Raw genomic sequence first — 15,005 nt, 5'->3', positions numbered from 1 at the left:
GGTTCAGCGCTCCTCGAAGAAGGTGGACGAGGCATCGACGTCGCGCAGACTCCACAGTGTCTTCCACGGCGAGGCGTCGGCCGACTCGTCGTCGTAGTTGGCCAACAGGGCGGGCACACGGGAGCCACGCGGAGCCTCGTACACGAGGTTCGGGCTGGCCAGCGCCTCGTCCTGCCACCATCCGACGAAGTCGTCAAAGGCCGCGGTGGTGGCCTCGAGCTCGGCCGGCTCGACTGCCGCCACTCGTTCGAGCAGGACGGTACCGACCTTCTCGCGGAGGTCGATCACGAAGTCCTCCACGCGCGACGCCGCGTCGTTGGCCCGTGCGGCCGGCAGCATCAGCCGGGCCAGAGCCACCACCACGGCGTGCAACCCTCGGTCGCGGGCCCGGGCGGAGAAGGGGGTAACACTGGTGGACTCCACCTCGCGGTACAGGGCGGAGTGGAAGCTCTGAAAGTCCTCGTAGTGCGAACGGTCCCGTGACCGGGTGGAGTTGAGCATGACCGCCACGAGGCCGGGGTGTTGCCGGCCGACCCGGCTCGTCGCCTGGATGTATTCGGCGGTGGTCTGCGGCTGACCCATCACTGCCATCAGCCCCAGCCGGTCCACGTCGACTCCCACGGAGATCATGTTGGTGGCGAGCAGCACGTCGAGTACGTCCGGCATCGGGAGCTGTCGTTCCACGGCCTTGAGCCGGCGGGAGATGTCGCTGGAATTCGCCCGGCTGCTCAACTCCGTGAGGGCGTCGGCGCGGCGCGCCTTGACCCCGTCCCGCAACGCGAGGTGTCCCAGGCGCTCCTGGACGTCGTCGAGGACTTGGAGCTCCGCCGCCGAAAGCAGTCGCAGGCTGTTGAAGTAGCCGATCAGGGTCCAATACGCGTCCTTCACCTCAGGCGGAGCATCATGGGTGTGCGTCCGATGGAGCAGCGACGCGTACACCCGGATCAGCAACGTGGCCTGGCTGGTGCTGGAGGTCAGCAGGCCGACGTAGCGGCGTGCCGCCTTGCGTTCCCGTGGTGTCTCCACAGCGAACCAGGAATCCCGGGAGTCGATGCCGGCAGGCGGGAACTGCTCCACCGAACGGGCGAACAGTCGGGTGCCCTGCTCGTCGGCGCGTCGGATGGTCGCGGTCGAGGCGATGACCTTGGGGCGATCCGCCAAGGCGTCCACGGCCGTCTCGTACAGGCCGGTCAGCGTGCCGAGCGGACCCGAGATCAGGTGGAGCTCATCCTGGACTATCAGTTCGGGTGGTCGAACCCCATCCACGTCCCGGTTGAACAGGGCCGCCGACGCGGGGCGCCACGGCATGGAGGCGAATTTGTCGACCGTCGCGATGACCAAGGTCGGACGATGGGCGTAGACGGCTTCGTCGATGATGTGTACCGGCAGTCCTCCCCAGTGGAAGTCGCATGTGCCGGAGGGGCAGGTGACGGTCATGCGTACGGCGCTTTCATCGACCGAGTAGTCCGCTGCCCGCAACGACTCGCCGCACCAAGGGCAGTTGCGCAGTTGGACCGGGTTCTCCGTCTCCAACTGGAAATTTTCATTGCGCGCGAGATCGGCCAGCTTGCTCGCGGCGACCACCAGCTTGTTGGGGGTCGCCGAACGACCCACCCACATGCCGATGGAGATCTCCTCCTGCCCCAGGCTTGCCGGATCGGCTTTCCGCAGGAGTTCCATCGCGCAGATGAGCGCCGCGGCGCGCTCGAACTGTTGGAGGGTGAGCAGGCGGAGCGTGTACCGCATGAGTACCGTGACGCCGCCCCCGGCTTCTTTGTCCCGCAGGCGCCGCAGGAAGGTGGTGAAGGCGATCAGTCCGAGGTACGCCTCCGTCTTGCCGCCACCGGTGGGGAACCACAGCAGGTCGGAGACCTTTCGGTCCTCGTGGTCCGGAGTGACGATCCCGGCCAGGCAGAGCAGGATGAAGGAGATCTGGAAGGGCCGCCACCGCCCGGACTGGTTATCCGGTTCGCCCGACCTGCCGCCTTTGATCCACGCGGTGCGTGCCCGCTGGTCGGCCATCGCGAGGTTCGCCAGCTGGAACGCGCGCAGAATGTCCGGCCGCTCGGTGTCCTCCAACAGATCCACGCCTTCACGCATCCGGCGCAGTGCTCGCCGGCAAAGCTGAACCTGATCGGCCGCGGTTTTGCCGTACTCCGTGTCGTGCAGCAGGCGCGCCTGAGCCTCTTGGGACTCGATCCACCGCTCGTATCCGGTCAGCAAGGTGCGAAGGGCTGATACGACGGCGTGGGCCGGGTCGGTTCCCAGCCGGTACATGGTCAGTGCCTTGTCGTCGATCTCCGGGTTGGAGTCTGTCAGCAGCACCTCGTGGGAGGGGACGAACTCGGTTCGCAGGGCGGCGACGGCCGGACGATCGATCGATACGGATCCCACCGGAGGTGGCGTCCAGTCCCAGTGCGCCGCGCAGCCATGGCCGGTGGCGAAGCTCGGCACATGGCGGTATAGGAGTCGGCTCAGCGCATGCTCCGAGTCGACCGCGTCCAGAGCGGCGGGCCGCACCACGAACACCGGGCTGCTGCCGTCCTCAGCGGTGACGATCAGCTCCGGTTGGTAGAAGCAGTGCGCGTCCCGGAGGTCGAACTGGCCGACCTCCAGGCTGTTGACGACCGTGGCCGTCACAGTCACCGTCCCGTCCGACTCGGACCGGGGGCGGACCAGCACCCGCAGTTCCAGCCCGGGATGGAGGTCGAAGGGGTCGAGCATTCCAGGCTGCGTTACGTCCACGTCGACGGGCTCGATCCGCAGGGCGGACCGACGCCAATGCTCCCGCTGGGCCTTTGTGCTTCGCGCCTCGGTCCGCTTCGCGGACACCGGATTCCCCTCGGCGTCCTCGGGATTGTAGACGGCGGTGTGTACGGTCAACCGAATCCGCGCGGACACGGTCGGGTCCACGGCGAACGTCAGACCGATGGACGACGGCATCCGGACGTTCGCCAGCGAGACTCCCAGATCGCCGGGTCCTTCCTCGACATCCCGGCGGGCGCCGAGCGGCACCGCGTCGAGCCCGTCCCGCTCGGACTCCAGCTCACCCGGCTCGGCCGGGCCACTCCGGGGCACGACACCGGACCGGTCCGGCCGCGAGCGCGGGAAGAGCACGCCGACCGGGTACATGGTGATCGGCGCATCGTCGGTGAGAACCTCGTCCACACCGCCCACGGGACCGAGCAGGTCCTGCCGCAGGGCGTCGAGGAGCGAGTCGCACACCTCGTAATGTGCCTGGTGAGTCGACCCGCTCATCCTCGGTCTCCTTCCGGTTCGTCCGCGTACCAGTGGAAGCGCCCCAGACCGCACAACCGGGGTGCGACCCACGCGCCGTGCGTACCCAGTCCTGCGGCTTCGGTCGCCGCAGGACTGCCCGCCACGCTTTCCACACATTCGACCCGCAGACCGGTGATCAGCGGCGGCCAGCGATCGACGCCCGAGTGCGCGGTGCGGCGCAGCATTCGGTGCAGGTCGGTGCGGAAGCGCTCCGACGCCACCGCGATCCGTCGCCCGCCGACCACCACCGCGTACGGTGGGGACTGGTCGGCGGCGACGGGGATGCCGTGCAGCAGCACGAGCTCCGCCTCGGTACCGGCGGCGACGTCGAACAGGAGGTACTGCGACACCTCCGCAGCGTCCTGGTGAATTCCCTCCGTGCCCGGAGGCTGCTCGTGGGACACGTCCGAGCCGATCAGCTCGATGCCGTTGCGGGCCCAGGTGCTGCGACCACCCAGGTACCAGCGGTCGATCCTCTTGTCCTTGCGGAGGAGCCACGAGTTGGGGGCGTCCAGAACGTACAGATCATCCCGGGCCCGGGTCATGGCCACATACAGCAGCCGGGCTTCCGCCGCCGGGTCGTAGTCGTACTTCTTCTTCCGGACTTGGGTCGGCTCCTTCAGCACGCGTGGTTCGACGATCAGGACCCGGTCGAACTCCAGGCCCTTGGCACGGTGCACGGTCGAGATCACGAGCGAGGACGGCTGTGCCGCAGTGAGCTCGTCAGGCAGCCGGCTCTCGGCGAGCGCCCGGTGAAGCCCGACGACATCGAGGGTGCCGCGACCGCTGCCCCGCGCCACCTTGCGTACCGACCGCCACAGCGCCTCCGGCGTGCTGCCGACCGGGCCCCGCAGGTCGACCAGCAGTTCCTCGAAGCGCTCCCGGCTCAGAGTGGACGCGCCGGTCGAGGCGAGGAGTTCGGCTATCCACACAGGGGCCGAGCGCTCGCGCGCCGATCGCTGCAGTGTGTGGGGGACATCGGCGTCGGCCAACATGCCGGACAACGTCAATGCCTGGCCGCTGTCGCGGCACAGGATGGTGGTGGTGTCGGGATAGTCGCGCAGCGCCGCCCGCACGAACTCGTCCTCCAAGCTGCCGAAGTTCGGTGCCGAGAGCAGCAGAGCACGCAGGTCACCGTGGATACGCTCCGCCTCGGCGGCGGCCTCGGCCCGATCGCGAGGCAGCCGCTGCAACTGGGCACCGTAGGGCAGGGCCATCCGGGCGGCGCCGCTGCGGGCCCGGAAGTTGTCGCCCAGGTGGAGCTCCACCAGGTCCTCACCGAAGGTGGCACGCACCCACGCCAGGAAGCGGTCGGTCTCCTCGGCCCGCTGATCCGGATCGGACACCTGGAATCCGTACACCGCCTGAGCTGAATCGCCCACCACGGTGAAGCCGCTGTTCTCCTGGAATCGGTCGAGCAGTGCCTCGACCATCTCCCGGCGGACACCCACGAGGTCCTGAACCTCATCGATCACCACATGGGCAGGCAGGTACTCGCCGCCCTCGACCGCCCCCTTGTCGATCGCCTCGGTGGCAGCCTCGATTCGCTCGTCGAAGGTGTACGTCCCCCAGTCCGTGTCCGGATAGGCGCGGTTGAGCAGGGCTGCGGCCCAGGCGTCGAAGGTCTGCACGCGAATCCGCTGGGCGGCGGCGGCATGCCGCTCGATCCGCTCGGTGAGTTCACGCACAGCAGCACGGGAGAAGCTGAGCACCAGGATTTCCCCAGCGTCCAGTTCCTCGCGCTCCACCAACACGTCGAGCCGCCGCACGAGTGTGTGTGTCTTGCCGGCTCCGGCTCCGGCAGTGACCAGCACCCGGGCGTCCCAGGGCTGGTCCACCACGGCCTGTTGCGTGGTGGTGAGTCGATGCTCGGTGAGCGGGGTGACGGTCACTGGCCCTCGCCCCACAGGTACTCGAACTCGGTGAAGGCGAGTTCCTCACCGAAGTTCGTGATGTTGTCCCGTACGTTCAGGATCAGGCAGTTCTCCTTGCCACCGTTCTTCGGGCCACGCAGACCGCGTCCGATCATCTGCTGGTAGATGTTCGGGCTGTACGTCGGGCGGGCCACGACCACGACGCGGGTCGCCGGCGCGTCGAAGCCCTGGGTGAGCACGCCATAGTTGGTCAGGACCTGGATCCTGCCCTTGCGAAAGTCGTCGATCCGCTTGCGACGTTCGCTGGGGGGCGTCGTCGAGTCGATCGCGGCGGCCTTGATGTCCCGGTCGCCGAGCTTGGCGGCGAGCAGCTTGGCGTGGGCCACGGAGGTGGCGAACACCAGCACCGGCCAGTCGGAGGGCATGGCGGCGATCTCGTCGACGATTCGCTGGCTGCGTCCGTGGTTCTCGGCCAGGCGTTGCTCGGCGGCCTTGGGCAAGGTGGAGAACTTCTCGGATTGGGCACGCTCGGCGGCCGTGAGCGCGATGTCGGCGCCCAGTAGCTCTCGGTGCTTGACCTGGGCCAGGACACCGATCTGCTGCAACCCCTTGATGGCGACGGACAGATCGCCGTCGAAGACCCCGGTGTCGAGGCGGTTGCCGAACCGCTGCACCAGCAGTCGCGTCAGTTCCTCGTTGTTCCGGTACGGGGTCGCGGTGAGTCCGATCAGGTGGCGACTGGTGCGGTGGTGCGTGAGGTCGAGTTGTTCGAGCAGCCGTGTGTAGCGCGGGGACATCGCGGTGTGCGCCTCGTCGATGATGACGAGCGCGGCAGCCTTCCTCAGCCAGGCGTAGTCCTCCTTCTCCAGGCAGTTGTCCAGTTTGGCGTCGGTGGCGACGACCAGGTGCGGGCGTCCGTCCACGGGAGTCGCCTCGTTCGAGGCCCAGAGCCGACTGATGACCAGGGGAAGCCCGGGACCCACCTTCGACCAGACGAACTTCCAGCTCTGCACGGCCTGCTCGCACAGCTCTTCGGTCTGGGCGATCCACAGGACCGGACCCGGCAGTTCCTTGTGGTCACGGATCCAGCGGATCACTCCCTCCGCCGTGACACGTGTCTTGCCGGACCCGGTCGGCAGGCTGAGCATGCCGCGCTGGGGCATTGGGCTCTCCAGCAGACCGAGCAGCGCCTGCGCGAGCTTCTCCTGGTAGGGGTGCAGAGACGGGAACTCGGACGGACCGTCGACCTCGAGGCGGGGATCCAGCGAGGGCACCTGGGCGCCGGCGAAGGAGTCGGGGAACCCGAGGTCGGTGACGAAGCGCAAGGCCTTCGTGTTGCCGGTGAAGGAGCTGGGGGCGCGGGTGGGGAAGTCCAGCGCGAGATCCCGGGAGTGGACCCGAAGGATCGCTTCGCCGTGGGAGTTGAAGGCCATCTCGGCGATGCGCCGGGGACTCGGTTCGGCGCCCTGCTCCTGGATCTCGCTCTCCATGAGCCCGGGCGGAAGTTCGCCACGCAGGGCCTCCTCACCGATCAGCAGAGCGATCTTGTCGATGACGCTCTCGCTTTCCCGCACCGCGCGCAGCCGCCCCAGCAGAGCTTGGTCCTGCTCCTGCCTGTCCTGGAGAGCGAGAGCCTGGCTGCAACCGGCCACGCCAAAGCCCCACTTGAATTCCTCATCGGCGGCCTGCAGCACCTGCAGCCGGTCGAGGGAGTCCAGTACGAAAAGGGTCTGTCCCTTCTTCGCGAACTTGAGCGGCTTCCGCTTGCTGCCCATGGGCGTGCGCACCACCTGCTCAAGTTCGGAGCAGCGCTGGATCTTGTAGCTGCTGCCGGCCTGACCGAGGCGCGCCTTGACCGTTGTGAACTCCTCGAACAGGGACACGGCCCGCCCGGCCTTGACGGGCTCGATCTCTCTGCTGACGACGTCGGAGACCTTGAGCATGCCCCATTCCTCGATCATCTCCTTCGCCGTGGCCACGTCCGCCTTGTCGGTGACCAGGAGCGCGGGGAGCCCCTCACGGACGAGTTCCTTGAACTCCACCGCGTTCATCGCGACGGCGATCTCGTTGTCGGGGCGTCCTTCCCAGGAAGGTCCCACCCGGCAGCGGGTGGGCACGTCGTCCGGGAACTCGAAGTCGACCCTGTGCAGCAGGGCGTACGCGCGACCGATGAACGCGTCGTCCTCGCTCTCGAGGACGAGGTCCAACAGCTTGCCCCAGCGCTTGGTGGGCACCTCGTCGGTGGTCGTGGGCATGTTGAGCCTCCGCGCCGTCTCCTCCGCTATCTCGGCGACAGGGAGCACAGCATGGAATGCTTTGAGCTGGGGACCGACGGCCTCGGACACCCGGGTCAGTCCCAAAGACGTCTTCACGAGGCCATGCTTGGAGATCATCCAGCGCAGTGGCGACATGACCGCTTTACGAGTGTTTGCGGTGGTTCCATACTGCATCTGCCAGTACTGCGAGATGTCGGATGCCGGCAGAGTCGTCACGAAGGCAGCGCGGCCCTCCTCGGACAGCGCGGGCAGCAGATGCAGCGGTCCCAACGTCGCAGCGCCCTCGACCGTGAGGCGGTTGATGCTGGGCCGGGGGGCGGAGCTCGACAGACCGCGCAGGTGCCGGTCGTGAATGGCCTGCCGGTATTCCTCGAACCATGCCTCCTTGTGGGGCCGGTATCCGCCGGCGGGACGGTCGATCAGCCCGAGGTCACGGAAGACCGGTCTGTCGCTTTCGTGGAAGTCCAGGTCGACGGCGATGGCCTTGTCGCGGCTCCCGTCGCCGGGCACCACCGGTCCGGGCAGGAGGCAGTCGCGCATCAGCCGGTAACGACCGTCCAGGGTGCGGACGCGCAGCGTCTCCATCGGCTTGGGCACCTTGGCACGAATACGGTTGACCTGCGCGCTGCCGCCGGCGCTGCGCAGCAGGATCCAGAAGTTCGACCATGCGTTGTTGTCGTAGTTGCCGAACCCCTGATCGAGGACGCCCTCGAACCGTCCCTGCGCATCGGCGACCCTGATGCCGATGTTGTGCAGATGCCGCGCCATTTCGGGGCGCTCGGAGATCGACGGATGGACGTAGACCATGTCATCGCGGAGCGTGTCGGCGGAGGTCCGGTGGAAGATCTCACCGGCTACGGGGGCGACGACGCCGTGCTCCTCGGTCAGCACGATCCGGGCCTTGCGGGCCTCGGCGGTGAGCGGAGAGTCCCCGCGCAAGCCTCCGGACTGATCCTTGAGCACCATCAGCGACAGGATCTCGATGGCGTGGCCCGAGGCCTCCGCGGAGCCGTCTGCGACAAGCGCCTCGAGCCAGTCTTTGACGTTCTCGGGTGTCTTCCCGGCCGCGTCCAGGATGTGCATCATCTTGCCGCGGCGGAGGGGGCTGTCGGAGGCGTCGACGGATCCGTGCACCCAGTTGGTGGGGCGGCCGCTGTACTCCGACCAGATCCGCACCCATTCCTTGTCAAGACCTGACGGCGTGATGAACAGATCGCGAGGGACCTGGAGTTCGCCGTTCTGGTCAGGCAGTGAGGGGCGCTGGGCAGCCATCTCCCAGAACTGCCGGAGGAAATGCTCGTCGGCCCAATTGAGCTTTTCCTTGGTGCGGCCCGGCAGCAGGGGAAGGTAGGCGGCGGGGTCCTCGGCGGGCACGAGCCGAGGCAGGGTATCGATCACCAACCGAGCTGCGACCTGCAGTAGTTCCCGGTTGAAGGGGCTCCCGTCCAGGAGGTGCTGGCGATCTTCGTTTGTCTTCCACGGGGCGTTCAGGATGCCGGTCAGCGACACCTCGTACTTCGTCGGGAAGAACGCCCAGAACGACCCCTTGCCGACAGGCGTGGCGTACAGGCCGTTGCGGACGGTGTATTCGGGCACCGCCCAAGAGATTTCGAGCACCGGCCGGTTGTGCAACTCGCCGGCGCTGTCCGTGACCTTGTCGGTGGGAGAGTGGGGGACAGAGAACACCTTCCACTGCTCGGTGGTCTGCTTGGCGCCGCGTGCCACCTCCCTCAGGGTGCGGTGGATGCCCTTGGGTTCGATCGAGATCTCCCGGCGCGCGGGGGGCATGGTGCGCTCGTCGTGCAGGAGTACCTGGCCGACGTGGGAGGAGAACAGCTGGAAGTGGGCAGGGAATGCCTCCGTCACCCGCCCGTTGCGACTCCTGTGCCCGCTGATGTCGCGTCCGAGACGCTCGGCGGCACCCGGCATCAAGGGCAGGCGGACGACGGTGGTGGCCCAGCGCAGGAGCTTGTCCAGCACATTGTCGTCGGCGCGTTCCTGTTCGACGTCGAGGGGCCGGGCCATGCGGAGCACCGGGGTGTCCATGTCGATGTCGCCTTCCCGACCGATGGCCTGGGCGATCTCGGCGGCGGACCAGTCCCGGTCGAAGCCGAAACCGAAGGCACCGTTCCCGCTGAAGAACTGGGGCGAGTCGCTCACGGAGAGCACGGACTTGACGCCGACGCCGAAGCGGCCGATCTGCCCGCCACGCTTGCGCGAGACACTCATGCGCAGGATCGTCTCGGCGCCCTCCGGCGTGACCGGGGTGCCTTCGTTCGCGCAGTAGAGGTGGGTTTCGGTCAGGACGACGTGCAACTTGCCGCCGGGCGATGCCGCGATCTCGTCCGCCGCGTTCTGGACGAGTTCGAGCAGCTGACGTTCGCCGTAACCGCCCTGGGTGATGCGGCGCTCGCCGTTGGCATGCTCCTGTATCAGCCCGGGGTCGACCTGGTACGTCTTCAGGACGGTCGAGGACTGTCGGATCACGGTGTCGATCACGAGCGGGAGCGTAGGGTCGGCGAACTGCCGGTCGTTCATGAGGCACCTGTTCTCGAATGAGAGAAAACGAACCGAGGACACGCGGGGGGACGGGGGTGCCGGTGCATGACGCCGGCACCCCCGGTGAAGCAAATCAGGACAGCTTATGAGAAAAAGCAGAGGGGATCAGCTGTTGACCGTGGTGACCGTGGTGACGGTCGTGACCGTGGTGAAGGTCGTCGTCGTCACGGTCACAACGGTCGCGGTTCGCTTGGCCGTGCGGATCCTCCGGGTGCGGGTGACCTGGTAGGTGCGGGGGCTACCGGCGCGCCGAGGGGTGGTGGGGCGGCGGGTGGCACGGGACGTGCGGGGCACGGGCGGGACCGAGGGGGTGGTGGTCTGCTCCGTGGGCAGGCTCTGCGCGCGGCGGGCGAGGCGCCGCCGCTCCGAGGCCAGAACCTGGGGGTGGATACCGTGACACATCAGAAGCTCGGCGCGGAGATCAGGGTCCTCCGTTTCGTCGTACTCCTTGAGAAACCACGCCATCCAGGCCTCATCGTCGTTCATGTGGGGTCCCCTCCCTATGGGCGCGCCAACGGTGCCCGTGACCGGATGACGCATGAAAAAGCTGTGCAACTGGCCTGAGGACAGAGTTCGCCGTCCCCCGGAGCAAGCGATCCTCAACGGCCTTTGCCGTGTGGCGAGTTGTCCAGAAAAACCGTACCACGCGGTCCGGTCTTCTGATCTGAAGATCAGAAGAAAATTCAACCACCCTGCTGGCGCTCGAATCGATCGTGCATGTCTATTGCAATTTGACAGTGTCGGTGACGTCAAACTGGGTGCTACCGTGGCCCTGCCCGGAACCGATGGGGAAGTGGGGGCGATGGAGAACACCGAGGACTTCGGCCTGTGGCTTGGGCGTCAGCTGCGTCGCAGCGGGATGTCGCAGGCGGAGTTTGCCAAGCGGCTGGACCTGACGCGCGCGGCAGTGTCGGCGTGGGTCACCGGCAGGGCACGGCCGCGGGCGGAGGTGATGGTCAGGATCGCCGAGATCCTGGAGACGGACCTCGCCACCCTGGTCACCAGGGACGCCGACGCCGGATCGGCCCGACCGATCGGCTGGTATCACCGGATCGCCCACCACGACGGCGGTCGGGAGTACGGCAACGCGGCCGCCTTCGCCTTCGACGCCAACCTGGCCGTGCTGGCCCGGGAGGTCACACAGAACTCCCTGGACGAGCGGCTGGACCCGCGACGCCCGGTGCGGGTGCGCTTCACCCTGCACGAGCTGACCGGTGAACACCTGCACTCCTTCCTCTCCGCGCTGAAGTGGGACGAGCTGGAGCCCCACTACACAGCGGCGGCACAGTCCCAGCAGAAGGTTGGCCGGGTCCTCGCCGAAGGGCTTCGGGCGTTGCGCGAAGACTCCTCTCTTCTGCTTCTCCGGGTGGACGACTACAACGCCTCGGGTCTGACCGGTCCCGAGTACGGGGACGGCCGGTACGCCGCCGTGGTCCGCCGGCAGCTCGACAGTCACAAAAGCAATGACCGGGCCGGTGGTTCATACGGACTGGGGAAGGCCACCCTGTGGGCGGCCAGCCGGCTCGGTCTGGTGCTGATCAACAGCACTCTGTCCGAGACACATGAGGGGCGGGCGGCCCGCCGGGTGGTCGGACGTCTCGACCTTCCCTGGCGAGAGGTCGACGGAGTCGCCTACGCCGGACCTGCCTGGCTCGGCGAGCCGGACACGGAGAAAGAGCACGAAGGTGTGTCCCGCTCCTGGTGGGCGGACGAGCGGGTGGTCGCCGATCTGCGACTCGATCGGGACAGCGATGACCCGGGAACTTCTTTCCTCGTCGTCGGCGCTCACGACGCGGCAGGCAACAGCGACACCCTGGAGGACCTGCATGGGGCCCTCAGCCGGGCGCTGGCCGACAATTTCTGGGCCGCCATGACCTCCGGCCGTTCGGCGTCGGCCATGCTCGAAGCCTCGGTCCGCGCTCTTCGCAATGGTGAATTCGTGGTTCCGGAGCAGCGGGTCGATCCGCTCGACCGGCACCCGGCGCTGGCCCACGCGCTGCGGGCGTACATCGACGGCGAGACGGTCGACGAGCTCACGGCCACCGGACAGGTCGCCGCCGTGGACGTCGCCCTTGTTGTCCCCCCGCTGCGGGCCGCCGGGCGCAGGGCTGAAGGACACAGCCACCGTGCCGTACTCCTGGTCACTCCTGCCGCCGACAAGGACGAGGAGCACAGCCGCATCACCTGCATGCGCGGCACCCGGATGACTGTTACGGCCCGGCGTCCCCGCGGCCTGCGGCCGGGAGTGGACCCCTTCCAGGCCGTCCTGCTCGCCGGTTTCGCTACTGGCGACGACGGCGCGGCGACCCATGCCGCCGAGGCGTTCCTACGAGCCGCCGAGCCGCCGGAGCACGACAGGTGGGGGGCGACGGAGGAACTCACCGCCGCCTATGCCAACGCGCCTCGGCGATTGACCGAGTTCAACGCAGCCATGGACGCAGCGCTGCGGGGCGTGATCGGTCGACGGACTGCCGGGGGTTCGACCGGCCCTGAGGTTCTTCGGAAGCTGCTGCGCCTTGATGCGCCCGCGGCGGTGAGTGGGCGTCGTGGCCACGGACACCCGCTCGTGGACCGGGTCGTAGGGAAGGTGGACAGAGATGGGGCCTGGACCTTGGACGTGACGCTGACCGTTCCGCAGCGCGACGACCGCTGGCAGCTGCTGCCGGTGGTCAAGTTCGATGTGCGATCAGGGGGGCGTCCTTCATTGGAGTGGGCGGAGCTGTTCGCGAAGGAAAACTGCGAGATGGTCGACGGCAGGCTGCTCATCGATCCGGATGTACGGTCGGCGCGCTTCGGTGGCGTCACGGCTGTCGGCAGCCACCCAGTGGCGGCCGCCATGGCCGGTGTGATCGTGGACATCCAGCAGGCACGGGAGGCTTCGGCGTGAGCACCGTGTACGCGTACCCGACCTTGGTAGGGAAGATTGAGGTCACCGTTCGAGGGGCGAGCATAGACGGGAAGCCGCTGCAGCTCTCGCTGATCTCCCAACGCGATCAGGTCGTCGCTCTCCATCAGATCGAGCGGGACGACTGGACCGAAGGCGTACTCGATCTCGAAGTCTCCCTACCCATGGATGAATTGGCCGACGGCCCGTGGTCCGGAGTCACCTGCGTCGCCGCACTGTCCGAGGGAGCCACCAACACCCGCAGGGTGAGTCGTCTAGAACGCCGTCGTGACGACCCCCACTGGCGAGGCGAGGTCCGAGTGCACCGCTCCACTCACGTGGCGCGCGCCGTCCTCGACGTGAGCGTCGTCGGCAGCCACGGTGGAGTCGACGGGCGTGTCCTCGGTACCACGGATACGCCCTGGATTGTGGACCTGCTTGCCCGCACTCCCACCAGACAACGCGATCTGGAGATTTTGGAGGAGGATTTCCGAGACGGGCCGCAGGAGTGGCTGCGCCCGTTCATGGATGCGCCTTGGTTGATCGACACCACCGGAGATGTGCCGGCCGTCCTGCTCAACACGTCCTTCGAGGGGCTTCCCGAGCTGCTGTCCGGCGCTCGCGGCCCGTTGGAGAAGGCGACCGCCGGACTGGTGGCCGCGCAGATCGCGGGAGAGGTCTGGGCGACGATGTTCCACTCCGCGCTGAGCGACCTCGAATTCGATGAGGACGGCACCCCACACTTGCCTGGTGGGTGGCGGGGATCAGTGCTGCGCTCCATGCTTCCTGAGGTGTTTCCCGGGCTGCCTCTCTCCGAGGCCTTGGGTGAGGCCCACAGCCGTCGAGGTGACGGCCGAGGGTGGGCGGAGGTCCAGTCGCGGATTCAGTTCGCAGCCGGAAAGCGCGGCCAGGTGCCCAAGAACCTGACGGCGGCCATCCGCGCTGTAACCCGTCCCCAGGAAGCGAGCCGATGAGCCGACACCACATCGAGCCCCCCGAACGGCTCGCGCTGCTCCCCACTAACCTCGCCACGGCCTTCCTCACTCATGGGGTGCGCGCGGGACAGGACGGCCTGCCGCAGGTGGCGATCCTCCGGGCGAGCACGCCGATCGAGGGCGACTCCGTCCGGTGGAGCGCTGCCCCGGTGCGGGAGATCGTCGAGGAGGCGATGCACAGGTTCGATGCTGCGCGGACCGACGCCGATGCCTGGCTGGCACCTCGGCTGCACGCGACCCTGCGGATGACCCGTGCCGAGGCGGCGAACCCGGGTCTGTGGAACTTCCTGGCGCTGGCCGTGGCACCGGACTTCGTCCTGTGGCGACATATGCCGTCCGGGGAGTCCAGCGACGGTGCGTCCAGGAAAGTCAACAGCGCCAGGTTCGTAGGCCCTCACTACAGCCAGGCCTTCGCCCGACTGTGGTGGGCCGCCGAGATGTTCCGCGACGGGCCCGATTACACCCCCGCGGAGATTGCCTGCCGCAATCAGGACATGACCAACACTGCGCTCCGGCTCGCTGTCATCGATCACAAGCCCACCGCACTGGCCTTGGTGCGAGTTCTCAAAGGGCTGGCCGACGAGGGAGCCACGCGACTCGGGGATCGGGTCAACGCGCTCTGTACGGCAGTCAATACGGCTGGCAGCACACTCATGTACGAGGTGATCGCTCCGGACGAGGCGCCCGACCACGCCGCACTCACCGACTGGATCGACGATGCGGAATCGGCCCCGGCTGTTCCGTGGAACCGGCTCCCCGAAGGGCCGGACGACGGCACTGCGCGGCGCTCCTCCTGCGAGGTTTTGTCGCGGATGTTCGAGCGATTCGCCGCAGAGGCACCGTTGCGTGACCGAGCTCGGTCCGGGGCCGCGCAGGACTAGGTGTGTTGTTCGGGGAGAGTTGGTGACGCCGCCGGCGGGTGGTTGGCCGCTGATTCCGGAACGGGGTCGGTGGTAGTTGTAACCAGTCCAGCCAGTGGGGAAACGCTGCTTGTCGTTCGGCCTTTGAGGCGTAGGGGCGGCTGGTAGGCCCATTCGTCGAGCAGCGTGCGGTGGACTGCCTGACGGACCAGACGACGGACCAGTGCCGGAGAAGGCTGTGGACACCCTTGTCGCCTACTTCGAGGAGCTGTTCGTTG

At 67.6% G+C, this 15,005-nt stretch carries 7 protein-coding genes; 3 read left to right on the top strand and 4 right to left on the bottom strand.

The window, feature by feature from the left end; all coding sequences use genetic code 11:
• Positions 1-3: 3 nt before the first annotated feature.
• The 4 genes from ACIHCQ_RS25165 to ACIHCQ_RS25150 all read right to left on the bottom strand — a co-directional run bounded on the left by ACIHCQ_RS25165 (position 4) and on the right by ACIHCQ_RS25150 (position 10,474).
• A complete protein-coding gene (locus ACIHCQ_RS25165; RefSeq protein WP_399666415.1) occupies positions 4-3,258 on the bottom strand; it encodes a helicase-related protein in 3,255 nt (1,084 codons plus the stop codon).
• A complete protein-coding gene (locus ACIHCQ_RS25160) occupies positions 3,255-5,171 on the bottom strand; it encodes a UvrD-helicase domain-containing protein (protein WP_399666412.1) in 1,917 nt (638 codons plus the stop codon). Before ACIHCQ_RS25160 ends, ACIHCQ_RS25165 begins: the two co-directional genes overlap by 4 nt.
• Positions 5,168-9,967 (bottom strand): DEAD/DEAH box helicase, encoded by a 4,800-nt coding sequence (locus ACIHCQ_RS25155; protein WP_399666409.1) that lies wholly within the window; start codon positions 9,965-9,967, stop codon positions 5,168-5,170. Before ACIHCQ_RS25155 ends, ACIHCQ_RS25160 begins: the two co-directional genes overlap by 4 nt.
• 126 nt (positions 9,968-10,093) lie before the next feature.
• Positions 10,094-10,474 carry a hypothetical protein gene (locus ACIHCQ_RS25150; RefSeq protein WP_399666407.1) on the bottom strand — a complete coding sequence of 127 codons (381 nt, stop codon included), beginning with the start codon at positions 10,472-10,474 and terminating at the stop codon, positions 10,094-10,096.
• Between the two features lie 316 nt (positions 10,475-10,790).
• Between ACIHCQ_RS25150 and ACIHCQ_RS25145 the strand changes: the two genes are divergently transcribed.
• The 3 genes from ACIHCQ_RS25145 to ACIHCQ_RS25135 are packed head-to-tail and all read left to right on the top strand — an operon-like array spanning position 10,791 to position 14,748.
• Positions 10,791-12,875, top strand: a complete 2,085-nt coding sequence (locus tag ACIHCQ_RS25145; protein ID WP_399666404.1) for a helix-turn-helix domain-containing protein — start codon at positions 10,791-10,793, stop codon at positions 12,873-12,875.
• A gap of 5 nt (positions 12,876-12,880) precedes the next feature.
• A complete protein-coding gene (locus ACIHCQ_RS25140) occupies positions 12,881-13,846 on the top strand; it encodes a hypothetical protein (RefSeq protein WP_399666401.1) in 966 nt (321 codons plus the stop codon).
• A complete protein-coding gene (locus ACIHCQ_RS25135) occupies positions 13,843-14,748 on the top strand; it encodes a DUF6339 family protein (RefSeq protein WP_399666398.1) in 906 nt (301 codons plus the stop codon). Before ACIHCQ_RS25140 ends, ACIHCQ_RS25135 begins: the two co-directional genes overlap by 4 nt.
• Positions 14,749-15,005: the final 257 nt, after the last annotated feature.

Source organism: Streptomyces sp. NPDC052236 (assembly GCF_044548015.1).
GTDB lineage: Bacteria > Actinomycetota > Actinomycetes > Streptomycetales > Streptomycetaceae > Streptomyces.
This window is presented reverse-complemented; position numbering and strand designations above follow the sequence as displayed.

What these genes read in the sequence shown, in the direction of transcription:
- ACIHCQ_RS25165 (WP_399666415.1), bottom strand. Translation starts at nt 3,258, where the DNA reads ATGAGCGGGTCGACTCACCAGGCACATTACGAGGTGTGCGACTCGCTC.
- ACIHCQ_RS25155 (WP_399666409.1), bottom strand. Translation starts at nt 9,967, where the DNA reads ATGAACGACCGGCAGTTCGCCGACCCTACGCTCCCGCTCGTGATCGAC.
- ACIHCQ_RS25150 (WP_399666407.1), bottom strand. Translation starts at nt 10,474, where the DNA reads ATGAACGACGATGAGGCCTGGATGGCGTGGTTTCTCAAGGAGTACGAC.
- ACIHCQ_RS25145 (WP_399666404.1), top strand. Translation starts at nt 10,791, where the DNA reads ATGGAGAACACCGAGGACTTCGGCCTGTGGCTTGGGCGTCAGCTGCGT.
- ACIHCQ_RS25135 (WP_399666398.1), top strand. Translation starts at nt 13,843, where the DNA reads ATGAGCCGACACCACATCGAGCCCCCCGAACGGCTCGCGCTGCTCCCC.